Origin of the sequence: Nitratidesulfovibrio sp. SRB-5 (assembly GCF_019931275.1) — a bacterium.
Classification (GTDB): Bacteria; Desulfobacterota; Desulfovibrionia; order Desulfovibrionales; family Desulfovibrionaceae; genus Cupidesulfovibrio.
This window is the reverse complement of the sequence record NZ_JAIOTY010000002.1, coordinates 1066973-1090540: the sequence shown is the minus strand read 5'-3', so window position 1 is coordinate 1090540 and position 23568 is coordinate 1066973. Positions and strand designations below refer to the sequence as shown.

22 protein-coding genes are annotated in these 23568 nt (G+C 69.9%); 9 read left to right on the top strand and 13 right to left on the bottom strand.

From position 1 onward, the window contains the following. The first annotated feature begins 222 nt into the window (after positions 1-222). Positions 223-1833: a DUF438 domain-containing protein gene (locus K6142_RS11915; RefSeq protein WP_190245547.1), complete on the top strand. Its 1611-nt coding sequence runs from the start codon at positions 223-225 to the stop codon at positions 1831-1833. 272 nt (positions 1834-2105) lie between these two features. Then, positions 2106-4127: a methyl-accepting chemotaxis protein gene (locus K6142_RS11910; protein ID WP_190245548.1), complete on the top strand. Its 2022-nt coding sequence runs from the start codon at positions 2106-2108 to the stop codon at positions 4125-4127. Positions 4128-4407: 280 nt separating this feature from the next. On the opposite strand, the gene K6142_RS11905 is transcribed toward K6142_RS11910, so the two are convergent. From K6142_RS11905 to K6142_RS11845, 13 genes are all read right to left on the bottom strand, one after another. Beyond that, positions 4408-4725, bottom strand: coding sequence for a hypothetical protein (locus K6142_RS11905; protein WP_190245549.1), 318 nt, complete (start codon positions 4723-4725; stop codon positions 4408-4410). 1 nt (position 4726) lies between these two features. Next, positions 4727-6319, bottom strand: coding sequence for a tail fiber protein (locus tag K6142_RS11900; protein ID WP_190245550.1), 1593 nt, complete (start codon positions 6317-6319; stop codon positions 4727-4729). A 90-nt stretch (positions 6320-6409) separates the two neighbouring features. Next, complete coding sequence (locus K6142_RS11895; RefSeq protein WP_190245551.1) at positions 6410-6919, bottom strand: hypothetical protein; 510 nt, start codon at positions 6917-6919, stop codon at positions 6410-6412. Between the two features lies 1 nt (position 6920). Beyond that, the gene (locus K6142_RS11890; RefSeq protein WP_223380860.1) at positions 6921-7577 is read right to left on the bottom strand and encodes a hypothetical protein; all 657 of its coding nucleotides are present in this window, start codon (positions 7575-7577) and stop codon (positions 6921-6923) included. Then, positions 7574-9652, bottom strand: a complete 2079-nt coding sequence (locus tag K6142_RS11885) for a hypothetical protein (protein ID WP_190246069.1) — start codon at positions 9650-9652, stop codon at positions 7574-7576. The genes K6142_RS11890 and K6142_RS11885 overlap by 4 nt, the downstream gene beginning before the upstream one ends. Positions 9653-9655: 3 nt before the next feature. Beyond that, positions 9656-10252 (bottom strand): hypothetical protein, encoded by a 597-nt coding sequence (locus K6142_RS11880; protein WP_190246070.1) that lies wholly within the window; start codon positions 10250-10252, stop codon positions 9656-9658. Beyond that, the gene (locus tag K6142_RS11875; protein WP_223380859.1) at positions 10249-10860 is read right to left on the bottom strand and encodes a hypothetical protein; all 612 of its coding nucleotides are present in this window, start codon (positions 10858-10860) and stop codon (positions 10249-10251) included. The genes K6142_RS11880 and K6142_RS11875 overlap by 4 nt, the downstream gene beginning before the upstream one ends. 77 nt (positions 10861-10937) lie before the next feature. Next, positions 10938-11336: a hypothetical protein gene (locus K6142_RS11870; RefSeq protein ID WP_223380858.1), complete on the bottom strand. Its 399-nt coding sequence runs from the start codon at positions 11334-11336 to the stop codon at positions 10938-10940. 75 nt (positions 11337-11411) lie between these two features. Next, a complete protein-coding gene (locus tag K6142_RS11865; protein ID WP_190246082.1) occupies positions 11412-12326 on the bottom strand; it encodes a major capsid protein in 915 nt (304 codons plus the stop codon). A gap of 19 nt (positions 12327-12345) precedes the next feature. Beyond that, positions 12346-13011, bottom strand: coding sequence for a hypothetical protein (locus K6142_RS11860; protein ID WP_190246081.1), 666 nt, complete (start codon positions 13009-13011; stop codon positions 12346-12348). Between the two features lie 80 nt (positions 13012-13091). Then, positions 13092-13547, bottom strand: a complete 456-nt coding sequence (locus tag K6142_RS11855) for a hypothetical protein (protein WP_223290502.1) — start codon at positions 13545-13547, stop codon at positions 13092-13094. Positions 13548-13714: 167 nt separating this feature from the next. Then, positions 13715-15556 (bottom strand): portal protein, encoded by a 1842-nt coding sequence (locus tag K6142_RS11850; protein WP_223380857.1) that lies wholly within the window; start codon positions 15554-15556, stop codon positions 13715-13717. Between the two features lie 10 nt (positions 15557-15566). Next, complete coding sequence (locus tag K6142_RS11845; RefSeq protein ID WP_190244574.1) at positions 15567-15797, bottom strand: hypothetical protein; 231 nt, start codon at positions 15795-15797, stop codon at positions 15567-15569. 747 nt (positions 15798-16544) lie between these two features. Between K6142_RS11845 and K6142_RS11840 the strand changes: the two genes are divergently transcribed. The 7 genes from K6142_RS11840 to K6142_RS11810 all read left to right on the top strand — a co-directional run bounded on the left by K6142_RS11840 (position 16545) and on the right by K6142_RS11810 (position 23493). Beyond that, positions 16545-17516 carry a hypothetical protein gene (locus tag K6142_RS11840; protein ID WP_190244573.1) on the top strand — a complete coding sequence of 324 codons (972 nt, stop codon included), beginning with the start codon at positions 16545-16547 and terminating at the stop codon, positions 17514-17516. Between the two features lie 170 nt (positions 17517-17686). Continuing rightward, positions 17687-19117 (top strand): alpha/beta hydrolase family protein, encoded by a 1431-nt coding sequence (locus K6142_RS11835; RefSeq protein WP_190244572.1) that lies wholly within the window; start codon positions 17687-17689, stop codon positions 19115-19117. Positions 19118-19567: 450 nt separating this feature from the next. Next, entirely contained in the window at positions 19568-20428 is an 861-nt protein-coding gene (locus K6142_RS11830; RefSeq protein WP_223290314.1) for a hypothetical protein, read from the top strand. A gap of 453 nt (positions 20429-20881) precedes the next feature. Further along, complete coding sequence (locus K6142_RS11825) at positions 20882-21418, top strand: hypothetical protein (RefSeq protein WP_190244571.1); 537 nt, start codon at positions 20882-20884, stop codon at positions 21416-21418. Positions 21419-21447: 29 nt separating this feature from the next. After that, entirely contained in the window at positions 21448-21771 is a 324-nt protein-coding gene (locus K6142_RS11820) for a hypothetical protein (protein ID WP_223290313.1), read from the top strand. After that, positions 21768-22784 carry a terminase small subunit gene (locus tag K6142_RS11815; RefSeq protein ID WP_223290312.1) on the top strand — a complete coding sequence of 339 codons (1017 nt, stop codon included), beginning with the start codon at positions 21768-21770 and terminating at the stop codon, positions 22782-22784. The genes K6142_RS11820 and K6142_RS11815 overlap by 4 nt, the downstream gene beginning before the upstream one ends. 505 nt (positions 22785-23289) lie before the next feature. Beyond that, the gene (locus tag K6142_RS11810) at positions 23290-23493 is read left to right on the top strand and encodes a hypothetical protein (protein WP_012612224.1); all 204 of its coding nucleotides are present in this window, start codon (positions 23290-23292) and stop codon (positions 23491-23493) included. The last annotated feature ends 75 nt before the right edge of the window (positions 23494-23568 follow it).

Genomic DNA, 23568 nt, shown 5'->3' with positions numbered 1-23568 from the left:
GTGCGCCGCCGTGCGCCCCGCCCCCCTGCCGTTCCGGAAACATCCGTGCTATATTGTATGACGTGATGCCCGTCACGGCGCATGGCCGCGCCCGGTCCTACCTTGGTGACACGACCGGCCATGGCGGGAACATCCGGTCATGCGGTTCCGGCCAGACGCCAACCGCACGCCGGGCGCCATGCCGGGCACACGACGAATCCACGAAACCCCACGGGAGGCCCCATGCATCTCGCCCCGTCCACGTCCATACACGATCTTGTCTCGGAGCGCCCCTACCTCATCGACGTGCTGGCCGACTTCGCGCCCGCCTTCGCCAAGCTGAAGAACCCGCTGCTGCGCAACACGCTGGGCCGGGTGGCCACCTTGCAGCAGGCGGCGGACATTGCCGGGCTGGAGGTCAACGGCCTGATGCTGCACATTACGCGCGGCGTGCTGGACCATTCCTCCGAGGCCGTGACCATCGTGCCCAAGGGCGCGCCCGGCACGGGCGCAAAGCCCGGCCCCAAACCCGCTGCCGAAACCGGGGCATCGCCCTGCGCCACCGCCTGCGGCACGCCGTGCGATGCCGGACAGGCGCCCGCGTCCGGCTCGCCCCTGTCCGATGCCACGCGCATGGACACCCTGAAGGAACTCATCCGCGAGCTGCACGCCGGGGCGGACCCGGCAACGCTGAAGGCGCGCTTTGCCGCCGCCGTGGGCGATATTTCCGGCGGGGACATTGCCCGGCTGGAACAGGCCATGGTGGCCGAGGGCCTGCCGGAGGCCGAGATAAAGCGCCTGTGCTCGCTGCACGTGGACCTGTTCAAGGGCGCGCTGGACGAGGCCCCGGCCGTTTCCGCGCCCGCCGGGCACCCGGTGCGCACCTACATGGACGAAAACGCCAAGGCCATGGAAGTGGCCGACGAAATCATCTCGCAGGTGGACCGCATGCACCGCACCCCCGGCGACCGCACCTCGCCCATCGACGAGATGGCCTGGTCGTTCAGCAGCCGCTACGTAAAGGAACTGCTGGAAGACCTGGCCCACATCGAGGTGCACTACACCCGCAAGGAAAACCAGCTGTTCCCCCTGCTGGAGGAAAACGGCATAGAGGCCCCGCCCAAGGTCATGTGGGAAGTGCACGACGACATCCGCGGACTGTTCAAGGCCGCCCGCGCGGCCATGGAAAACCTGGCCGCCACGGCAGCCGCACTGGCCGCGCGCGACGCGGCGGAAGCCGTGAAGGACATGGTGTACAAGGAAGAGAAGGTGCTCTTCCCCATGGCCCTGGAATCGCTGACGGAAGCCCAGTGGGCGCGGGTGCGCCACGGCGAGGACGAAATCGGCTACGCCTGGGTGACGCCCGGCGACGAATGGACGCCGCAGACTCCCTATCTGGCGGGCGTGGCGGACACGGCAGGCCGGACGCGCGCCGGTGGTGCCGCGCAACTGGTGCAACTGGATACCGGCGCGCTGGCGCCCAACGTACTCAACCAGATGCTGCGCAGCCTGCCGGTGGACCTCAGTTTCGTGGATGCCAACGACCGGGTGGCCTACTATTCCGACGTACCGCACCGCATCTTTCCGCGCAGCGCGGCGGTTATCGGGCGCAACGTGCGCAACTGCCACCCGCCGAAATCCGTGCACATGGTCGAGGACATCCTGGCCAGATTCAAGGCTGGCGAACGGGATACGGCGGAATTCTGGATCGAGCTTGGCGGACGCTTCCTGCACATCCGCTACTTTGCGGTGCGCGATACCGACGGCTCCTACCTCGGCTGCCTGGAAGTGTCGCAGGACGTTACGGACATCCGCGCCCTGACCGGCCAGCGCCGCCTGCTGGAATGGAGCTGACGCACACCGCTTGCCGCCCGGCGCCCGATTCGGGAACGGACATGAACAGGCATGAACAGGCAGAATGCCCGACATGACCAAAACCATTCAAAAGGCCCGGCGAAAAACGCCGGGCCTTTTTTCGTGCCGCGCCATGAAGAATCCTTGCGCATCGGCTAAAGTTGTGTCCTAGTCGGCCGAAAAAGTCCTGTAAGCTCGTATGGTGCCCGCTTCCTGCCCTCACCCCTCACCGCACCGCCACAAACCTTTCTCCTTCACTGGGGGACCGCCCGATGACCATACGCCAGAAACTCATCTACGGCCTAGGCACGCTCACCCTGCTCAACCTGGTCATGGGCGTGGCCATGGTGCTGGCTCTCGGCAACATCAACATGCTGGTGGACGAACTGGTCTCCAAGCACGTGGAACTGGAAGAAACCGTGTACGCCATGCGCCACGACGTAAGCCAGCTGCGCCGCTACGAAAAGGACACCCTGCTCAACATCGCCAACGCGGAACGGCTGCGCGGCTACCTGCCCCAGCACGAAAAGGCCGCCACGAACCTTGCCGCCCACACCGACGCCGCCGAACGCAAGCTGCGCGACATACCGGAGCTGGCCAACCTGCTGCAACAGGTTGCCGCCATCCGTTCGCTGAGCGGCCCGTATCTTTCGTCCTTTTCCGTGCTGACCCGCGAAGCCCCCGCCGCCGGCCTCTCCGCCGAGCAGGCCAACATCCGCTTCGATGCAGGGCGAGAACAGGCCCACAAGCTGGAACAGTCCATCGAGGAACTGACCAAGGCCACCATAGAGGCCACCCGCGATCACGCGGATGAAACAAACAACACCGGCTCCATGCTGCGCACCGGGGCCGCCGTGGCCTTCTCCTTGGCAGTGCTGCTGGGCGGCCTGCTGGCCGTGGGGCTGTACCGCACCATTCAGGCCCCGCTGGCGGCCCTGACCGACTTTGGCAGGCGCATCGCGGATGGCGACTTCGAGTACAAGAGCTCCTTCCGCTTCACGGCGGAAATGGGCCAGCTGCACGAAACCATCACCCACATGGTGGACGCCATCCGCGAACGGGTGGCCTACAACCGGGCCATCATCAACCGCGTGCCCGATCCCATCATCGTCACCGGGCCGCGCCGCAACATCCGCGCCCTGAACAGCGCCGCCTGCGCCCTGCTGGGCCATGCGGAAGACGACCTGATCGGCAAGCCGCTGGACAGCTACCAGGGGGCGGACGTGTACGGCGCGGAGCCTCCCATCGACCGTCTGGCCCGCACCAGCGAGGCCGAAACCCAACTGGACTTCACCCGGCAGACAGGCGGCGAGACGCGCTACTTCCATTCCCGCGCGGCCACGGTGCGCAAGCCCGACGGCACGCTGGTGGGGTACATGGAAATCCGCCAGGACATCACAGCCGTGAAGCGCGGCGAACTGGAAGCGCTGGAACGCAGCGAACGCATTGCCGGGGTGGCCCGCGATGCCGACGCCATTGCCACCACCGTGGCCGATGCCGCCAGCCAGCTTTCCGACCGGGTGGGCGAGGCCGCGCGCGGGGCCGACAGGCAGTTGCAGCGCAGTTCCGAATCGGCCACCGCCATGGACGAAATGGCCGCCACGGTACGCGAGGTGGCCCGCAACGCCTCGGACACCAACCGCACCACGGCGGAAATGTCCGAACGGGCCAGGCAGGGCGCGGACATCGTGGAAAAGGTGGCCGCCGCCATCGAAGGGCTGGGCAGCCATTCGCGCGAACTGCGCAGCGAAATGGAAAAACTGGGCACCCAGGCCAGCGACATCGGCAACGTGCTGGGCGTCATCAGCGACATTGCCGACCAGACCAACCTGCTGGCGCTGAACGCGGCCATCGAGGCGGCCCGCGCCGGAGATGCCGGGCGCGGCTTTGCCGTGGTGGCCGACGAGGTGCGCAAGCTGGCCGAAAAAACCATGAACGCCACCCGCGAGGTGGAGGCGGCCATCGGGGGCATCCAGCAGTCGGCACGGCGCAGCGCGGAAGCCACCGACGTTGCCGTGCGCGGCGTGACCGACAGCCAGGCCCTGGCCAACGAGGCGGGCGGCATGTTGCAGGAAATCGTGCACGCGGTGCAGCAGGCATCCGACCAGGTGAACTCCATCGCCACCGCCGCCGAGCAGCAGGCCGCCACCGGCGATGAACTGAACCGCATCATCGCCGAGGTGAACGAAATATCCGGCTCCACGGCCATGCGCATGTCCGAGGCGGAAACCGCCATCGCCGAGCTTTCGGCCCAGGCCGCCGCCCTGCGGCGGCTGATGGATTCCATGACGTAGGCGGACCTGCGTGACCTGCGCTTTGCCCACAAGCCTGAAGGCCCCCGGCATGCCGGGGGCCTTGTCATTCCGCGCCACGCGCGCCGTTCGTCACCGCCCGCATCCATCTTCCGCGAGCGGAGCCGCGCACTTCACCAAACCTTGCCCACCGTTCTCTTGCACTCCGCTGTTCCATGTCCTCCGCTGTCTCTTGTCCGCCCTGCCCCTGCCCTCCACGGCGTCCTGTCAGCCGCAGCCCTTGCCCCACGCTGCCCCTTGTCCCCGTTCGCCGCTCCTTCCCTTACAGGCCCAGCACATCCAGCATTGCCAGCCGCAAATCCTCCACGCTTTCGGCGCGGATGATGGCATCGGCCTGGGCATAGGTGATGGTGTTCAGGTCCAGCGGTTCCGGTTCGGGCGGGCGAGGGGCCGCATCCTCTTCGGCCAGCGCCGCGTACATCGTGTCCAGCGCCTCCTGCGTTGGCGGCGCCTCCTCCAGCCTCCAGGCCGCAATGGCCACGTCCCAATCCGTTTGCGGGCCGCACGCCAGTTCCCACGCGCCTTCGGGGGCATGGGGGTACAGGCGGCACAACGCCGCGTGCAAGCGCATGTTCTTCATGTCAGCGCACCCTCCGTGCAGTCAGGGTGACAGTTCCTGTTCCGCCACTTGTCAGCGCCACGCCCGTACTCGCTTGCATACGTATCACGTCCCCTGTTTTCAGGCTCATGGTGCATTCCGGGCATCCTGTCGTCCATGAATACACATAGGCATAGCAGTAGGAGTGGAGCACGAGGGCGCCGTTTACAGTTATGAATCCGGAAAAATGTCCGGATGCAGCCGCCATCCCCGTGAAGGTACCCCTGATTTCGTACCACCCATCAGATGGTATGGTGATTGAAAGCGAGCCATCAGATGGACCTGTCCAGCTTTCACCAGCCGCGACTGCTTGCCCTCCCTGCGCTGCAACCGTAACGGCCCCGGCCACGGGTATGGTTTGCCCCCCGCCAACACACTTCATGGTGCAGAATTTTCCCACATTGGGGCTGGCAATCGCCGCAAGGGCGTCCAGCCTGTCCAGCGCGTCCGCAAGGTCCACCGGGGCGGCGCTCATGGGGGCATGGTACGCCTTGATGCACGGCACCACAGCAATGTTGCGAGGGCGGTTTTCGGATGCGGTGGGAACCTGCCGCGATGCATCAATGGACAGCGTGGACCACGACATCGCCGTACCTGCACCGAACGGCGAGTTTAGCGTGCTGGCAACCTGAGTGCGAAGCGCCCCGTTTTCCTGACTCGCATTATTCTGGATGTAGTTGTAAAGCGAACCAGTGATGTTTCGGATGGCGTCACCCTGCGCACTGCCCACCACGCGCCCGGCATCCACGCCCCTCCCCAGATCCGCTCCGCGCCGGAACTCGCCGCGAAGGTCGGGCAGGGTGGCGTTGGCCGCCACGGCGCCCCCTGTCAGGTAGGTGACCAGGTCCGGATACGCCACCCGCGTCACCACCTGCCCGGCGCAAACCAGAAAGCCCGCCGGGACGGTGTTCACCGGAAAGTCCAGAATGGCCCCGATGGGCACGAACGCTGCGCAGGCCAGCACATCCTGCCGCGCATCCGCCACGGTCTGGAGCACCTCTTCGCGCAGTTGATGCACGCCGGTCAGGGCCGCATCAAGGCCGGAGGCGGAGGATTCTGCCCGTACCGCGCTGGCCGTGGCGGATGCCGCCCGGTCTTGCGCGTCCAGTGCCGCCAGTTCCGCGCGGCCCACGTTGGCGGTGATGCCCTCCAGCAGCGCGTCGGGCCGCGTGGACTGGTCAGTCATCGGCACCTTGACGCAGCGGCCCACCTCTTCGCGCAGCTGCTGGGCCATCAGGGTCAGCCGGTCAAAGCCGCGCTCCAGCATTTCCGCGTCCAGCACGCCGGTATTGCGCAGATCCATTTCCTGCGTGAAGGGCTGGTCCAGCCACAGTGTCAGATGTTCGCCCGCGTGCACCATGCCGGGCGCGCCCGGCGCAGTGGTCACGCTGCCCCCGCCGCCCGGCAGCGCGGCTGCCACGTAGTCGGCGCCGTAGGCCAGCACCCTGTCGCCTCCCGTCCCGCTCACCACGGCCCGCACGTCCTCGGGCCGCAGGAACGGGAAGGCCACCGGCCACTCCGTCTGCGTGCCGTTGCCGGTGTACAGTTCGACGGTGTTCGTCGATACGATGGTCATTGTCCGCTCCTTTGCATTCCTGTCGGCACTGGCGGGGCTGCTTCTGAATCCGGATACGGTTGCCGAAGCAGAGTCCCCATCAGGATGGCCCTACATCAGAAGGTTGCCAGCTCCCTGCACGGTGTTGCCGATGATCATGCCGCTGCGCCACCCCTGGCGCACCCGCGCCCACGGGTCGTTGGCCATGCCCATCAGCAGCGATGCATTGCTGTCCGCGCCCGCGGCCTGATATTCAAGGGCACGCTGCCGCCGCTCCGACTGCCGCCGCACATCCAGCACGTCGGTCTCGGCGGCCAGCGACTGGTCCTGCAACACGTCCAGCGCGCTGCCCGACCCGGCGTCCATGCCCGATGCCGCCAGCAGCGAACGCACCCCCGCCTGCTGCGAACGCGCCTGGCGCTTCAGGGCCCGCTCGGTGCGCTCGGCATCGCGCTGCGTCTCCTCGATCTGGTAGTTGGCCTGCAAGGCCGCATTGCGCTGGGTGGCGGCCTGGTATTCCTGCTGCGCCTTGGCGGCGCTGGAGGTCCGGTTCGAATCCATCAGGGTGTAGCCGCCCTGCAGAATGGCCGCTGCCACCAGGGCCTGGGGCAATCCGCACATGTCATCCTCCTGTGTTGGTGGGTTGTTCCGGCGCGAAGCTGGCCGCAAGCGCATCGCCGGAGGTAAAGGGATGGAACGGCGCGCCGCCATGGCCCAACGGCATGGGGTGCGCGGCCACGGCAAACCCGCACCGTGCCAGCCAGCGTGCCGTGGCCGGGCGCTCCGCCAGGGCCGGGGCGTGGAGCATGTTCACCAGCCGGGGCCACGCTGCGCGCATGCGCGCGGCGAACAGCGGACCCAGCCGGGCCAGCGCCCGTCCTTCCGCATCCAGCCCCGGCGTGCCGAACAGCCACGGCGCCGCCGTGCCCGGCATGCAGGGAAGGGGCCGCGCGCCGAACAGGGCCACGCACCGCCCGCCACGCAGCACCGCCCAGCGCAGGGGCGACAGGGCGAAGGCCCGCGCCGCCTCGGCCACGGCGCCGCGCGGGCCAAGGGCGTCCAGTTCCGCCCGGTCGCGCGGACGCAAGTGGGGCAACACCTCGTGCAGGTGCTGGCGGCGCGCCGGGACCACGTGCAGCAGGGTGCGGCCACCCGCGCCGCGTCGGGCAAACCCCGTGCGCAGGGCGGACACCGTGGGGCGGAGGACCGGGGATGTCGGAACCGCAGAGGACGGAACAGCCGGGGAATCCGCAACCGCGTGTTGGTGACGCGCGCTCATGACTCGCCCACCTCCACCTCGCTGATCACCGCCAGCACCGTCAGCGGCAGGGGGTCGTCCTGCCGCACGTGCAGGCCGCCCTGCGTGCCCAGACGCGCGTCCAGCGTCACCTCGCGGTCGCCATCGAAAAGCGGAAGGGCCTGCCCCGGCGGATCCTGCGCGGTGCGGAACAGCACCTCGCGCAGGTGGGCCGCGTCCGGCCCGGCCTTGAACCCCGACGAGCGGTACAGCCGCACCCGGGCCCGGCCCACCCGGCGCACCCGGCCCTGAGTGGGGCCGTCGCCCGCCACGAATTCCTGCGTCACCGGCGCAAGGTCGCTGGCATAGCCCAGCCCGGCATGGATCACCGACGCCGGGCGATCCAGTTCGATGCGCCCGCCCGCCACGATGCGCGGCGGATGCACCCAGCCGTCGGCCAGGATGGACACCTCGCGCCCTTCCAGATGTTCCAGCCCGCCCAGCGCGGCCACGGGCGGCCCCTGATACGACAGGCCGGAATCCACGAAGAACGCCGGGGCCGGGGTGTCCGACTCGAAGGCCGGGTCCAGCCGCTCGATGTAGCGCCGCTGCACGCCGTCCACGTCGCGGCGCACCACCAGCCACAGTTCGTCGCCCCCGGCGGGGTCGGACGGCGGGCCGGGCACCACGCACAGCGCCTCCACCGCGCCTCTGGTGTCGTGGCGGTGCCAGCCCGCCACCTGATGCTCGGCGATGAGGGTAAGCCCGGCCATGGTGCCGTCGTCCATGGCGCACCACACCACCGAATGGGGCGACTGCTGGTAGGCCCAGTCCACGATGTTGCGGCCCCGCAGCATGTGTTCGGCCAGAATGGTCTGGTCCGCGCCGGAATAGCCGTCCACGTCCAGACTGTAGCGAAAGTCGCGCACCGCCCGTCCGCCGCGCTGCACGGCCAGCACCCCGTCGCCCACGGCCAGGGGCGGCAGTTCCGCCGAGCCGCGCGCCGACTGGAATTCCAGCAGGCACGACAGGGGCGAGAACGGCTCGCTGCCCTGGCCGGACAGGGTCCATTCGCCGCCGCCGGTGCCCACCAGCAGCTTGCGGGCGGGCATCATCCAGCGCACGGCGCTGACCGTTTCCGAGGCGATGGTGACGGTGACCGCGTCGTCGGTCTGGAGCGGGCGCGAGACGTCCATGTTCTCGTAGCAGCCGGTACGGCTGGCCCAGATGGTCTGCGGGTGGCTGCGCGACCCGGCGAAGCACAGCCGCTGCTGCCAGAACTGCACCGATGACGGATGGTCGTCCGCCCCTTCGAAGGGGTTGCGGTGCTCGGGCGGGCCCTCGGCAAAGTCCGGCGTGCGGCCCGTATCGGCATAGGTTTCGCCCGTGGCGGCGGTGCCCAGCAGACCGTACACCGACGCCCCGCCGCCCGCCTTGTAGACCCGGTATTCGCTGGCCCCCTCCACGGCGGTCCAGGCCAGGTTCACGGCGCTCCCTTCCGCAGGCGTGCCAGCCGTCACGGCCAGTTCCGCCGTGGGCAGGCTTTCCTCGCCGGTGTCCACGGACACGGCGGTGATCACGTAGCGGTGCTGGCGCGTGCCCGACGGCGCCCCCGTGGAGCGCAGCCCAGTGGGCGTGGCCACGCGCGGGCCGAAGTTCACCGCCACCAGCCGCCAGTCGGCATGGCCGTGGCGCTCCAGCTTGCGCGGGGCGGCATGCGGCGTGACCAGGTAGAGCACGTCGGCGGACTGGCACCAGCGCAGCGTGGACAGATGTTCCGCCGCATAGGGGGTAGGCACCACCAGCGGCGCGCCGCCTTCCCCCAGCACCAGCCCGCCGCGCCACCACACCCGCAGGCGCTCGGGGGCGAATTCCAGCACGTAGGCCTGTTCCTCGTTGAACACGAAGGGCACCAGCCGGGGCGGCACGGTTTCATCGACGCAGGCGCCCATGAAGCGCAGACCGGGCCGCCGGAAGGCCGGGCCATGCGGATGCAGCAGCATGTTGCGCAGCACGCGGCAGCCGCTGGCGTAGCGGGCCTGGTCGCCCCGCGCGGCCATGAGGGGCGACAGTTCGCCCGCGTTGAAGCTGTTCTGGATCAGGGTGGTGCGCGCCATGGGTTACCTCGCCATGAGCCAGGGGTTGATTTCCACGGGATCGGACGCGCCCTCGGCGGCGTCGGCCACGCGGGCTGCCTCCAGCGCATCGCCGAAACGCTGGAGCATGGCCTGTTCGGTGCGCGAACTGTTCATGAGCGGCACGGCCAGCGCGGAGGCCAGGCGGCGGGCCAGCGCCTCTACGAACAGCGCCGGAAAGCGGGCGGGGTCGGTGACGCGCACGGTCAGCACCGCCTCCGCCGGGGCCGCGTCGGTGTACAGGGTGCGCGCTTCCACCACCTCGAAGGGTGGCTCGCCGCGCAGACGGCGCACCCGCAGGCAGTCGCCGGGCAGACGGTAGGCGCAGGCAAAGCCGAAGGGCGGCACCGCCGCCAGCGGGGCCAGCGAGGTGTAGCGGGTGGCGAAGTTCCAGTGATGGTGCTCCAGCAGCTCGTCGCGGGCTTCCGCGTAGTAGCGGGAGCACAGGTCCGCCTCGCGCGAGGGCTGGTCCAGGGCCACGATTTCCGGCGCGCCCAGGTAGCGCAGGGCCTTGTTGCAGATGGATACCTCGCTGGTCTGGACGGAACCGGTGATGACGTTCGGGCCAAATCCCGCGCTCATGACCGCCCCCTGCCGCGCGGGCGGCCCCCACCTGTTCTGGAGGACCCGGTCACTCCGCTGGCTCCGGTATCCTCCGCAGCCACGCGCTGCCGTTCGCGCAGGTGGCGGGCCGTGGCCCGGCGCATGGCGACGCTGGGCGTCAGACCCGGTTCCGTCGTCGGGGCGGGGTCGGCGGCATGGCCCGCCGGGTCGGTCGTGCTGGCAGGGCCGGTCGGCACGATAGCGCCAGCCGTGCCCGTCGAGCCCTGCGCGTTCTTCGGGCCGGGCCGGGCAGCCCCGCCCCCCTGTCCTTCCGCGGCGCGCAGCATGCGCCGCAGGGTGGCCTCGTCGGTGGACGGGTCGAAGGCCACCCCCAGCAGGGCCAGCCGGGCGCGCAGGGTCGCCAAGCGGAAGCGGCGCACGTCCTCGCGGGTGGGCGGCTCGGACGTTTCCGCCACATCGGGCAATGGGGCCGACGGGGGCGAAGCGGCCGACGGGGACGAAGCAGACGCCGGGGGCGAAACGGGGGCCGCCGCGACGGGGTCGCACCCTGCCGGTTCCTCGTGTACCGCCGGGGCCTGACCCGGCGCGCCATCCTTGGCCATGTCGATGATCATGTCGTTGGTCATGTGGGGCACCTCCGTGCCGTGGTCCCCGCCCGCCCCATCACGGATGGGGCGGGCGGGGGTTGCGGTCCGTGGCCGCGCTAGCGCGGCAGGTAGTCGAAGACGACGTCCACGGTGCCGGAGGCCCCGGCGTCGTCGGTGCCGATCACCACGCGCACGTGGCGGCGGCAGTCGGAAGGCAGGGGCAGGCGGCCCAGCACCTCGCCCCCGGCCCAGGTGCGCCCGCCGGGGGCGGTGCGCCGGAACGACACCGGCAGCGCGGCGAAGGCGGTGCCGTCGTCGCTGTCTTCCAGCATCAAGGTAAGGCTCTTGCCGTCGCCCAGGGTGACCGGCGTGGCGGCCACGGCGGCCACCTCGGCCGCGCCCATCATCGAGCCCGCGCGCTGCGGGCCGCCGTTGCCCACGGCCTGGGCGTTCTTGGGCAGATTCTGCCCCTTGGCCAGATGTTCGCCATGCACACGCAGCATGTGTCCGTACATGCGTTTCTCCTTGTTCATCGGCACCGCCGGGCGGTTGCCGTCATGGTGTTGCGGAAGGGGCGCGGCGCGGGGCCGCTACAGGGCGAGCACCTGCTCGGTGCCGTCCTTGAAGTTGTAGGAAGTGACGATCTCGATGCCGTTCCAGTGGGTGATCTGGCGGTCCATGTCCTTGCCGCCCGGCACGATCTGAAGGGCACCGGCCTTGTAGCGGTACAGCAGGTTGCGGGCGCGCTCGTGCATGAACAGGTAGGTGGAGCCGGAGGTGGCGCGCACCTGGGCCAGCATGTCGTCGATCATGGCCTCGGTGGGCACGTGGTCGCGGCTAACGTTGACAATGGCCGCCACGCTGTGGGGGTTGGCGATCTGGATGCCCAGGTACGACTTCAGCCGCAGGCCGAAGACCAGCACGCCCTGGTACTGGCCGCTGGTGGCCTTGTAGAGTTCGCCGCCGTTGATGGACTGCACGTCCAGCACGGTGCCCTGCTTGAAGCATTCCGGGCTGTACAGGCCGCAGGTTTCGCCTTCGACGAAGCGCACGGCCAGCATGGAGTAGCAACCGCCCGCCGTGGCCCCGGCGTCGGTGACCTTGCCGTGGTCCAGGGCGAAGGCGCGGAAGTTGTCGTAGATGATGCGCTGTTCAGCCGACATGCCCGAACGGCGCAGCACCTTGGGCATCTTCTTGGAAAAGTACTTTTCCTTGCCGCCGAACATGCGGGCGGTGTCTTCCGGCACCTCGATCTCGCCGCCCAGAATGGACAGGTCCACCTTGCGCAGGTTGCTGGTCACCTCCACCGAGGGCAGGGGCGCGTTCATTTCCACCCAGCCCGCGCCCTGCACCTCTTCCACGTCCTCGTACATGTTCCACAGGCCGTGGCTGGCCTCTTCGAAGGGAACAATGCCCAGGATGGGGGCCTCCTCGGTCAGCCCGTCCACCTGCTGCGGCTGCGTGGATGCCTGCTCGTTGCTCAGTTCCTTCAGCGTCTTGCCCATGCCGGATGCCTCCTGGCGGTTAACGTTTGGCGAACACGACGGTCCGCAGGAAATCCTCGGTGCTCATGGCCTCGCCGCGCGCGCCCGCCGGGCCGGTGCCCGCGCCCAGCGAGTCCTCGCCCATGCGTTCGCCCACCAGGGCCATCAGTTCGGCGAAGGCGGGATGGTTGCCGAGCCCGGCGCGCACCAGCGGGGCCAGCCGCCCTTCCATGCGGGCGTCCAGACTGCGCACGGCGCGTCGGGCGGTATCGATGCACTCGTCGTAGCGGCCCTTCCACAGGGTGCGCAGGCCCGCCTCGCAGCCGTCGGCAGCCAGGCCGCCCGCCGCCTCGTGCTCGGCCACGTAGAAGTTCACGGCGGCGCGGGCCTGTTCCGGGGTCAGCCCCTGGGCGGCGCACAGCGTACGGAAACGGTCCGCCGCCGCCGTATCCACGCTGAGGTGGTCCGGCAGGTCGAAGGCGTAGTCGGCGGCGTTGCGCACGGCGGAGGCGCCCGGCGCGTCGAGGGTCGTGGGCGCATCGGGCAGGCCGGGGGCGGTGCCGGGATCGGCGGGACTGGCTGCCCCGACGGAGGCCGCCGGGACAGTGGCGGGAGTCGCCGAAGTTGCCGGGGCGGAAGGGCCGGACACGATCTGCGGGCCGCTCGCCGTGGCGGGTGATGGTGCCGGGGCCAGTGTCTGTTCCATGGTGTCCTCCGTTGCAGGGTTGAAAGCGTGCGTTTTCATGATGTTCCCGTTGAAGGCGTGGTCTTGCGGCGCGGGCGGAATCAGTCCCGCCGCCCGCTGGGGTTCAGCTGTTCCCCGGCCCAGCGCCGCGCCCCCTCCAACTGGATGCGCAGCAGGCTGGCCGGGTCGGCCATGGCGATTTCCGCCGTGCGGTCACGGGCGTAGTCGTAGAGGGCCGCGGCCCCGTGAATGGCTGGCTCTGGCCGGGACAGGCGGTCGTTGGCGCAGGCGGCGTCCAGCCAGTGGCGCAGCACGCGCACCCCGGCCCCGCCCTGCGTGCGCAGCACCGCCGCAAGGTCGTCGAGGTAGGCGGCAAGGCGGGTGGTTTCCTCGCGCCGGGCATGGCTGGCCTCTTCCACCTCCGGCCCCAGCAGGTCGGTCAGCAGGCCGTCCGTGCCATAGGGACCATTGGGGCCATCGGGGCCGTGGGGGCCTGCGGCGTCCGCCATGGCGGTGCGGGCCAGCAGGTCTGCCAGAATGGCGTCAGGTTGCGGCATGGGCTCGGCCTGCGGGTTGGAATCCGCCCGTGAAGCGGAATCGACCCATGGCGCGGAACCGGCCCGTGGCGAGGAATCGACCCATGGCGAGGAACCGGCCCGTGACGAGGAACCTGAATGACGCCCGCCTTCCGCCGCGCGGGAAGGAACAGGCCGGGAGCGGCGGCTCATGCGCGCGCCTCCCTGACCGGACCTGCCTGACCTGCCAGACCTGCCAGACCTGCCGGGCCAGACGGGCCAGACGGGCCCGCCGAAACAGGCGACACGGGGAGGCGAGATGCCGCAGAAGGCGCAGGCGATGCGGCGGCGTCAGCCGCCCCGCCCCTGTCCTTCCTGTCCTCCCCGCCCTCCACGCCCAGCACCCTGGCCAGCGCGCTGGCGGCGCCCGCCGCCCCGCGCGCCACGGCGGCGCCCTGCGCGGCCAGCCCGGCCTCGCGCGCTGCGCGCAGCTGCAACACCTCGGCGTCGGAGCGCACCACCCTGGCGGGCACTCCGCCGATGGAGGCCAGTTCGTCCACGGCCTGCTCGAAGTCGATCTTGTCCAACACGCCGGGCGCGGTGGCCGACAGGGCCGTGACCTCCGCCGCGAACTGGCGGATGGATTGCGCCGCGCCCAGTCGCTGGGCCTGGGCCAGGGCCGAGACATACTCCACGCGCATCTCCAGCCCTTCCAGTTCCGGCGGGTTGGGCGGCAGCGCCCCGGCCCGGCGCAGGATGCCGTAGGTGCGCGTCAGCAGCGGATCAAGCAGTTCCGTCTGGTGCCGCTCGATGACCGGGCCGAGCATGAGCAGCTTTTCCTGCCCGCGTTCGGCCACCTCTGCCGCAGTGACGTTGGAGCGCCCGTTCGCCGTGAACATCAGAAAGAGATCATTGAAGAACCCTTCGCGAACGGCCTTGCGCACGTCGTCGATCTTCCGCGTCACCGCCGCGATGTCCGGGTTGATCTGGTAGAGCGGGGCCACGGCCTCGGGCTGGCCCGGCGCCACGTAGTTCTGCGCGCCGGGAATAAGATTGAGCCGCTGCTTGAAGCCGGTGGGCACGCGCATGGGCGGGTTGACCACCTTGTGGATGGCCAGCAGCTGACTGCGGGCCATTTCCTGCAACATCTTGACGTCGGGCAGCACGTCCATGCCAGGCGAGCGGCCATACACGTCGCAGCCGGTAACGTCCCAGCGAGCCGCCAGGTGCGGGAATTCCTCGAAGCCACCTTCGTGCAGCAGGTCTCCGGCGGCGCCGTCCGCCTCGAACACCAGCGACTCGAAGGGCATGTGCAGATTGCCGCCGTGGCCGGGGGTGCGCACGGCGCGGGGCCGCACCAGGTGCACCACCTCCACGTGGCGGTTGGGTTCCTTGCGCAGCATGCGCCGCGTGCCGGTGGACAGGTGCGCCTCTCCGTAGCGTTCCGCCAGTTGGCGGGCGGTCATCAGCATGCGCCGCGCCACGGTGTCCACGCGGCCAGCCGCATCGCAGGCCCAGGAGAATTCGCCGCAGGTCAGCGCGGCGAAGCGGGTCAGCCGTTCGGGGTCCACTTCCTGGTACAGGTCGGCGGAACCGAAGGCGGCCAGTTCGGTGTAGAGCGCGTGCGAGGCCTGATAGAAGTTGCTGCGGGCCAGGGCCCAGTACAGCCGCTGCTCCACCGCATCCAGCCAGCGGCGGGCCGGGCCGGATTCCGCGTCGGCCCCGTCGGCCAGACGCAGACGGAACCACGGGCGGGCGGGCGAGGTAAGCCCGCCCTGCATGCCCGCCGCCAGGATGCGCACGGCGCGGGTGGCCGTGGCGTCGATGACGCGCCCGCCGCGCATGTCAGTGGCGCGGTGGGCACCGGACACGCCGGACGATCCGCCCACCGCACCGGGCGCGGAGGCGCCCAGGGGGTCGCGCCCGTGCATGCGCCCCCGCCGGGGCAGGACGTAGGCGGCGATGTCGCGCCACGCCTCCTCCCACGGCGAACGCTGCCGTTCCAGAAAGTCCACCGCCTCTCGGGCGTCGCGCAGTCGTTGGCTGGTCATCCCCGGCTCCTCACAGTCCCAGCAGCGTCTTGCGCTGGATGTCGGGGGTGCCGGGCACGCCCAGCGCCCCGGTCAGGATGGTGCCCTGCCTGCCCCGCGCACGCAGCGCGGCGCGCCGGGCGTCTTCACGCGCGTCCTCCACGGCCTTGGCCTCCTGCTCGGCTACCTCGTCGGCGGCCGGGGGAGCGGGGGGGGCCGGGGGTTCAGGGGCCTTGTACGATTTGCCGCCACCACCACCCATGGCTTTGCCTCCTTGCTTCGGTGCGCGGACGTCTCGCGGGGCCGGACCACCCGGCCACCACGGCCGCGCCGCGTGAGCAGGTGGTACACCCCGCTTTTCCGGCGGATGCGACCGGAAGGGGGTTGGAAGGGGGGCGCGGGGGTGTACGGGGCATGCGCGGGCATGACGCGAAAAAGTTGCGCGGCCCGCAAAACCGGAAAAATCGGGAACGGATGGGGAGGAAACCGCTGGAGGGAATTTGGGGCGAACGCGGGCGGGCGCGGGCACACACGGACAAGCCCGGACACGCGGACGAGCTCGGACACGCGGAGACAGGCGCGGGCACGGGAGGGACGGCGGGTGGCCCCGGGGGCCGGGACTGGCAAGACGGCGCGTCTCCGGGCGGACACGTCACGCGGCATGGCACGGCGGGACACAGGGCGGTGTGCTTCCTGCGGGTTAAGAAGAACCGCAACCCTACCGATACATGGGCATGCCCGGGTGATTCCGGCCACGCGTGGGCCCGGTCCCGCACCATTCCGGCCCCCGCTGGCGCGGGCAATCCGGCAGACCAGGGTACGCCGGGGCTGAAGCCTGTACGGCACGGGACACATGCGAAAGTCGCCGACAGGCGCGCCAACCCTGCGGCAGACACGCATCATGCGGGGTGCCGTACCCATGTGGGGGGCTTTCCCACCTTGGCCGCGCGCGCTGACGCTGTTAGCTGTATTTATTTTTCGTAGACATCCGCACGCTTCAGAGGCTGGAATGCCCATCCGCCACGCGGTTCTGGCCGCGCTTTTGTTCACCCTCATCGTCCTGCCTGCGCTTTCCGCCTTCGCCACGGGCGGCGGGAAACGCTACGAGCAGGTGGGCGAGCACTACGACGTATCCATAAACTATCCCGTGCTGCATCACCCCGCCACGGACGCCGACATCGTGCGCATCGTCTGGAAACTTACCGATGCCTTTCGTCGCATGGCTGGCCACGGACTGCCCCGGCAGTCCGCCGCTGCTCCCAATCCCCGGCAAGACGACGGAACCGCCGGAGCCGACAGGCCCGGCTCCACAGACACGTCCGGCCCCACAGGCAGGGCCGGTTCCACAGGCGCAAGCAACCCGCCCCATGCCGTCATGTCCCATGGCGCGGTACAGGGGACCCCTCGTGCGGACGCGGACGTCTACGCCCCGGCCCGCCGGGACTGGCTGACCGCCACCCACCGCATCTCCCGCCCTTCGGCCAATGCCGTGTCGGTGGTCTTCGAGGTACAGACCGGTCTGTGGGGACGGGACGGAGTCACCGTCAGCCTCGATCTGCTGGCCGTGAGCTACGACCTGGCCGCCGGGCGGCGCATCGAACTTGACGACCTGTTCGGAGATGACGACTGCGCCGGTGCCGTGCTGGTCACCCACCTGCGGCACGGGAACGGCGGCGGCCCGTCGGCTGCGCCTTCCGCCGTGGGGGGCGCGCCGGGCCCGGTCGATAAGGGGGGATCCGGAACAAGCCAGGGCAACGCCGAAACCCCGGTCACCTTCTGGCTCACGCCACGGGGCCTCATGGTGCTGCCCGGCTCGTGCTGCTGGCAGACCGTTTCCGCCGGTGGTTCCTCCAGCGTGCCAGGCAATTTTGCCGTGGACGCCCGCAGGACACCGGCGGCCCCTTCCTCTGCGGTGGAGGTGCCCATCGAGCCGCTGTTGCAATGCGCACCGCACCTCTCCTACTGGGGCAGGGGGCGCTGACTACGCGCCTCCGGTCATGTCGGATCATGTCGGATCATGTCGGATCATGTCGGATCATGGCGGGTCATGTCGGATCATGGCGGGTCGCCACGGGCCACGCGGGCTGCATCGGGCCTTGCCGGGTGGGGGCGCATGCGGTATCTCGCACGTGGACATACCGGAGGTTTCCCATGCCGCGCGGCCACGCGCCCCGTACCCCGATCCACGCCCGCCCCAACACGCCCGGCACCGCCCGGCGCCTGTCGCGCCCCTTGCTGGCCGCGTCTCTGGCCGCCGTCCTGCTGTTGCCCGTGGGCATGCCGCAAAGCGGCCCCGCAAACCTTCCGGCAGGCGCTCTTGGCCCTTTTCTGCCCACGATGCAGGAAGCCCGGGCGGACGAGCCCGCCTCGTATCAGCCCGGCTTTCGCACCATGGGCATCTGGATTCCCGAAACCGGCGAACGGCTCGACGTGGCCGTATGGTACCCCTCCGTCCGCGCCCCTTCCGAAATCCACCTCGGCGACTGGACGCTGGACGTGGCGCGCGGCGGCAAGGAAGTGCCCGGCCGCTTTCCGCTGCTGGTCATCTCGCACTGCACCGCCGGTTCGCGCCTGGCGCACCATGATACGGCGGAAGCCCTGGCCCGCGCGGGCTTCGTGGTGGCCGCGCCCACCCATCCGGGCGACAACAGCAACGACACGTCTTCGCTGTTCCTGCCGGAACAGCTCACGGCCCGGCCCCGGCACGTCAGCACCACCATCAGCAAACTGCTGCGCGCACCGGAAACCGCCCCCATGATCGATCCCGCCCGCATCGGGGTCATCGGCTTCGGCACTGGCGGGGCCACCGCCCTGCTGCTGGCGGGGGCCCGTCCCGACGGCACCCGCTATGCGAACTACTGCGAGCGCACCACCCCCGGCGACCCCTATTGCACCAAGTGGGCCGCCGAACGGCTGTCCCGCCTGCCGGTGGCCCTGCGTCCGCTGCAACCCGGCCCCGGCGACAACGAGCCCGTTCCCGGCGCGCCCACCGCATCACCGGCGGCGCATGCCCCACAGGCCGGACAGGGCTCCCCGGCCCAATCCCCCCAGGGCACCATGGCGGACGCCCGGGTGCGTGCCGTGGCGCTGGTGGCGCCCGGCTACGGCATGCTCTTTCCCCGTGCGTCGCTGGCCAGGGTCACCGTGCCCGTGGCCATCCTGAAGGCCGACGACGACGAGGTGAACCGCGCCCCCCTGCACGCCGACGCCCTGCGCGCCGCCCTGCCCCGTCCGCCCGAATTCACCGTGCTGGCCGGTGCGGATCATTACGCGCTCATGGCCGCCTGCCCTCCCGCCCTGCAACGCGATCTGCCGGAACTGTGCGGCGGGGTGGACGAAGAGACCCGCCAGGCCATTCACCGCGTCCTGAACGCCCGCCTGGTGCGTTTTTTCCTGTCCACCCTGGGCGAGGCCGGACCGCCCCTGCCCGTTCCGCCCCCGGAGCCGGAACCCCAGATACGACAGGCCCCGCCGCCAGCGGTCAACGCCACCGTGCCCAAAAGCAAGGGCAAGGGCGACAAGGACGAGAAGCGGAAAAAAGACGGCAAGCCTCGCAAGCAGGACGAATCCACCCCGCGCTGACCTGTCTGCCGGACATGGCCGGAGAGCCGATCGGAAAATACCGCCACCGGAATCCGGCCACTCCCTGCCCTCAGCCCCGACCAACCTCGGGGCCCTATTCTCTAGAGTCCCCATAGCCAATCAACACCTTGAAAAAACTTGTTTTTTGCAGCCATCGCGCAAGGCATGGCCAAGGGTCGCGCAGCAGCGGGCCGCACGTGGTCGCCATGTGCCCGCACACACTTTGCAACACACTGAAATGTAAGCATTAAAAAAACATTTCTGTACACCATTCCGCACCCTTGACAGGGGCCGTCCGAATCAATAAAGCCTGCACACGTGGCGATACGCCATGCAACACCATCCGAAGGACTCACGGTAAACACCACCATGCGCGGCGACAACGTTCGGCGTGTACCTTGCCTCTTCATATATTTCAGCAATGTAACCGCATCCCGACTGCTGGCATCCTTGCTGGCACTGCTTGTGTTTGCCATGCCCACCGTCACCGAGGCGGAGCGTGGCGACATGCCCAACACCCTGTCAGGCCATGGCCGGGCCGCGGTGAACGGAGCTGGCGACGCCCGTCGCGTGGCTCTGCACTCCTTGGAGCCGCAGACCCAGGCGAGCGACGACGGCTGGATCGACATGCCCGGCGGCTCGCGCCCGGCCTACATCGGCATCCACGGCGGCACCGTGCCGGTCAGCCTGCTGGCCACGCGCGGCGGCAGCACCATGGTGGCCATGGTGGGCGAAACCGGCAGCGACTTCCTGTACGTGCTGCGCGGCGGGCGCAACCAGTCCGCCGCCAACGGCAACGACCAGACGGAGGCCGCCTCCGAACTGCTGGCAGCGGCCAGGGCCTCTGATGGCGCCCACGCATCCACCGTGGCGCTGGACGCCTCGCGCCCGGCGAACATCCCCGGCACCCACACCGCCGCCATGCCCGAACCCGGCGCCAACGGCACGGTGCTGTTCGCCTCCACCCCGGAAGGCAGCGTGCCGGTTATCTACGCTTCGGGCCGCTCGTTCGAATCGCTGGACATCGCCCTGGCCGACTGGACTCCCTTCGGCCTGACCGAAGACCATGTGGCCAGTGACGGCAAGGGCAAGATCATGGCGGACAAGAAGGCCGCCAAGAAGGCCAGGGCCAAGCAGGTTGCCCGCTCGGCCAAGCCCGAACAGGCGGACAAGGCCCAAGTCGGCAAGGCCAAATCCGGCAAGCCCGACGGGACGGACACGGGCAAGTCCGACAGGGCTCCGCGCCTGCCCCGCAACGAAAAGGGCCCGGTGAGCATCCAGGACGCCTCCGGCAGCTTTATCGCCGCCTAGCTCGCCCGGCTCAGCAAGCCATCCCGTTCGCGCAATTCACCGGCTTCACTGCACTGCACTTCCGACGCCCCCGCCCAGCGGGGGCGTCTTTGTTTGCGCCCCCCCTGACTCCCGCGCCCCTTGTCCGCACGCCACCACGCTCCCCCCCAGCTTGACCGCCACGTTGCCGTAGGCCAGCCGCCCAACGCACCGTGCCCTCATCCGGCCAAGCGGGCCAAGCGGGCCAAGCGGGCCAAGCCAGCCAGCCCAGCCAATCCGGCCAATAGGGCCAGACCGACAGGCCCGATATGCCCGATATGGAGGTCATGGCCGCGCCCCCTCGGTACGGTCATCTGCCCCCTTCGCCACCCCGTTGCGGACCGCACCGCCTCGCAAGGGGGGTGTATGCACGTTCTCTCGCGCATGGCGGGCCGGGCATGTCGCCCGGCGGCCCCGGCGCGGAAGGAGCATGACATGGACTGGAAAGGCATCGGCACCACTGTGGCCCGTGTGGCCCCGCTGCTGGGGGCTGCGCTGGGCGGCCCCGTGGGTGCGGTGGCTGGCGCGGCGGGGGCGCTGCTGGGATCGGCGCTTGGCGTCGCCCCGGACCCGGCCAGCGTGGCGGCGGCCCTGGGCGATCCGCAGACGCTGACCACCCTGCGCGAGCTGGAAGTGCGCGAGCGGGCACGACTGCTGGATTGGCAGGCCGAGCAACTGCGGGCCGAACTGGACAACACCCGCGACGCCCGCGCGCGCGAGGTGGCCCTGGCCCGTGCCGGCCACGGCGGGGCATGGGTGACCGGGCTGGTGGCCCTGGTGGTGGTGGCCGGGTTCTTCGGCATGCTGCGGGCGGTGCTGGAGCAACCTTCGGTGAGCGAACCGGCCCTGCTGCTGCTCGGCTCGCTGGGCACGGCCTTCGGCGCGGTGGTCAACTACTACCTGGGGTCGTCGCTGGGGTCGTTCCGCAAGGACGAGTTGCGCACCCGCCCCGAGCAGGGTGGCACGCGATGACAGGCCCGAACGTATCCGGGAGCGACGCCGTGGCACGTGACGACGAACACCGGGCCGCAGGGTGGCGCCTGGACCGCCGGGTGGGCGTGCAGGCGCTGGCGGCTGCGGCCACGGCCTTTGCGGGTGCGGTGATGCTGGTGGCCACGGTGCAGGCCCGGCTGGACGCCATGGAAGCCCGCGCCGCCGCCCTTGACGGCGATGTGCGGTCCGCCCGCGAAACCGCCGTATGCGTTGCCCGCATGGACGAACGGCTGGCCGCCGTGCAGCGCGCGCTGGAAGAGGTGCGTACCGACCTGCGCCATCTGCGCGCCGAGTCCCGCGTGCCTTCCGCCACGGGAAAGGAGGCCCGATGAGCAATACGGAAACCGGCAACGCGGGCTCCGGCCCCCGGTCCACCCGATCCACCCGGTCCATCCGATCCGGCCAGTCCACCCGGTCCACCCGGTCCACCCGATCCGGCCAGTCCGCCCAGCCCGGCCAGTCCGCCCGGTCCGCCCAGCCCGTCGAGAGTGCCGGAAACACGGGAGCGCCACGACGCCCGGCAGATACGCAGCGGAAAGCCGACGAGCGGCCTTCCCGGCTGGGGGTACGCCAGCGCCGCTTCGTGGAGGAATTCCTGGTGGACATGTCGCCCGTGCGGGCCGCCGAACGGGCGGGGTATGCGCCGGTACGCGCCGCGCGCACGGCCTCGCGGCTGCTGTCCTTACCCGCAGTGCAGCAGGCGGTGGAACAGGCCATGGGCCGCCGGTCCCTGCGCACCGGAGTGACCCAGGACCGGGTAGTGCGCGAACTGGCCGCCGTGGGATTCGCGGTGATGACCGATCTGTGCCACTGGTCCGACGAGGGCGTGCGGCTGCGCGACTCCACGGAACTGACCCGCGCGCAGGCCGCCGCCGTGGCCGAGGTGCGCGAAACCTCCACGGCACGCGGCGCACGCGCCACGCGTGCCACGCGTCCGGTGCCCGGCGCAACACACGACACCGGCGAAGACAAGCCCGAAGCGCCCGTGCGCGGCGGCGTGCAGGTGAAACTGCATTCCAAGCTCAAGGCCCTGGAAATGCTGGGCCGTCATCTCGGCATGTTCGGGGGCGCCTCGGCCACCGATGGCGATGCCGCCCCCGGTGAATTCGGTCAGGTCACGCCGCCCGAACTGCCGACGGAACTGCGTGCCCGCATCGACGCACTGTACCCCCGCCACGGGGCCGATGCCGTCCGCAACCATGGAGGGGACTGCGGACGGAACGGCGACGGCGCGGATGAAGGAGATGACAGGGATGCGGAGGATTGGGAGGAGTACGAGGATTGCGGGGATTGCGGGAGCAGGGAGGTCGACGGGTCCGACGGTGAAGGCTGGGAACCCGCATAGACAATGCGCAGGATCGGGGCGGCGGACGGCAGGGCCATGGGGGGGCACGGCGCGCCAACTGGCCGGGCACCCATCCCCGCTGCCCTAAAACGCAGGCTTGACCTGCGCACCGGTCCATACCAGGCCTCTCCGGTCCGCAACACGCCGTACCGGTCCTTGCTTGATCCGGGCCCCATCGGGGACCAATCGGAGACCAAACGGGAACTGGACCGTAACGGGACCGCCCCGGCCTCATCCCGGCGGCATCCCGGCGGCATCCCGGCGGCACCCCCCTGTTACCCCCGTGATACCCCGCTGACGTGGACCGTGCCCGTGGCGGAATTTTTCCGCCACGGGCAACCCGGCGGCACCATGCACACCTTTAGGCGCGGACCGGCATGGCTGCGCCGGTACCCCGGAAAAATAATGGAGGGTTGGCGACGGCAGCCGTACCAAAAGTATAGTCGGCCATGCGTCACCGACGTTCCACTGGGTGAACGCCGGACGCAACCGCAAGGAGCGATCCATGAAGGAACCCATGCCCGACCAGATGACCTGTACCTTCTGCGGACGCAGCTTCGATGCGTCCCCGGAACAGCCTCAACGCGAACTGCGCCCCCTGTACGACGAACACTTCTGCCTCGACTGCGCCTGCCACGCCGACCCCGCCATCCTGGCCGTGGTCGGCGAAGACCGCCTGCTGGATCTCATCGAAAACTGGTACGGATAGCGGGAACACCCGCCAGCCGGACGACACCGGCCCGCCGCCCGCGCATCCGGACGCGAGCGGGGTCTAGCCGCACGT

Bases quoted from the DNA above. Each gene is read 5' to 3' on its own strand.
- K6142_RS11915 (WP_190245547.1), top strand. From the start codon at position 223: ATGCATCTCGCCCCGTCCACGTCCATACACGATCTTGTCTCGGAGCGC.
- K6142_RS11910 (WP_190245548.1), top strand. From the start codon at position 2,106: ATGACCATACGCCAGAAACTCATCTACGGCCTAGGCACGCTCACCCTG.
- K6142_RS11905 (WP_190245549.1), bottom strand. From the start codon at position 4,725: ATGAAGAACATGCGCTTGCACGCGGCGTTGTGCCGCCTGTACCCCCAT.
- K6142_RS11900 (WP_190245550.1), bottom strand. From the start codon at position 6,319: ATGACCATCGTATCGACGAACACCGTCGAACTGTACACCGGCAACGGC.
- K6142_RS11895 (WP_190245551.1), bottom strand. From the start codon at position 6,919: ATGTGCGGATTGCCCCAGGCCCTGGTGGCAGCGGCCATTCTGCAGGGC.
- K6142_RS11890 (WP_223380860.1), bottom strand. From the start codon at position 7,577: ATGAGCGCGCGTCACCAACACGCGGTTGCGGATTCCCCGGCTGTTCCG.
- K6142_RS11885 (WP_190246069.1), bottom strand. From the start codon at position 9,652: ATGGCGCGCACCACCCTGATCCAGAACAGCTTCAACGCGGGCGAACTG.
- K6142_RS11880 (WP_190246070.1), bottom strand. From the start codon at position 10,252: ATGAGCGCGGGATTTGGCCCGAACGTCATCACCGGTTCCGTCCAGACC.
- K6142_RS11875 (WP_223380859.1), bottom strand. From the start codon at position 10,860: ATGACCAACGACATGATCATCGACATGGCCAAGGATGGCGCGCCGGGT.
- K6142_RS11870 (WP_223380858.1), bottom strand. From the start codon at position 11,336: ATGTACGGACACATGCTGCGTGTGCATGGCGAACATCTGGCCAAGGGG.
- K6142_RS11865 (WP_190246082.1), bottom strand. From the start codon at position 12,326: ATGGGCAAGACGCTGAAGGAACTGAGCAACGAGCAGGCATCCACGCAG.
- K6142_RS11860 (WP_190246081.1), bottom strand. From the start codon at position 13,011: ATGGAACAGACACTGGCCCCGGCACCATCACCCGCCACGGCGAGCGGC.
- K6142_RS11855 (WP_223290502.1), bottom strand. From the start codon at position 13,547: ATGCCGCAACCTGACGCCATTCTGGCAGACCTGCTGGCCCGCACCGCC.
- K6142_RS11850 (WP_223380857.1), bottom strand. From the start codon at position 15,556: ATGACCAGCCAACGACTGCGCGACGCCCGAGAGGCGGTGGACTTTCTG.
- K6142_RS11845 (WP_190244574.1), bottom strand. From the start codon at position 15,797: ATGGGTGGTGGTGGCGGCAAATCGTACAAGGCCCCTGAACCCCCGGCC.
- K6142_RS11840 (WP_190244573.1), top strand. From the start codon at position 16,545: ATGCCCATCCGCCACGCGGTTCTGGCCGCGCTTTTGTTCACCCTCATC.
- K6142_RS11835 (WP_190244572.1), top strand. From the start codon at position 17,687: ATGCCGCGCGGCCACGCGCCCCGTACCCCGATCCACGCCCGCCCCAAC.
- K6142_RS11825 (WP_190244571.1), top strand. From the start codon at position 20,882: ATGGACTGGAAAGGCATCGGCACCACTGTGGCCCGTGTGGCCCCGCTG.
- K6142_RS11815 (WP_223290312.1), top strand. From the start codon at position 21,768: ATGAGCAATACGGAAACCGGCAACGCGGGCTCCGGCCCCCGGTCCACC.
- K6142_RS11810 (WP_012612224.1), top strand. From the start codon at position 23,290: ATGAAGGAACCCATGCCCGACCAGATGACCTGTACCTTCTGCGGACGC.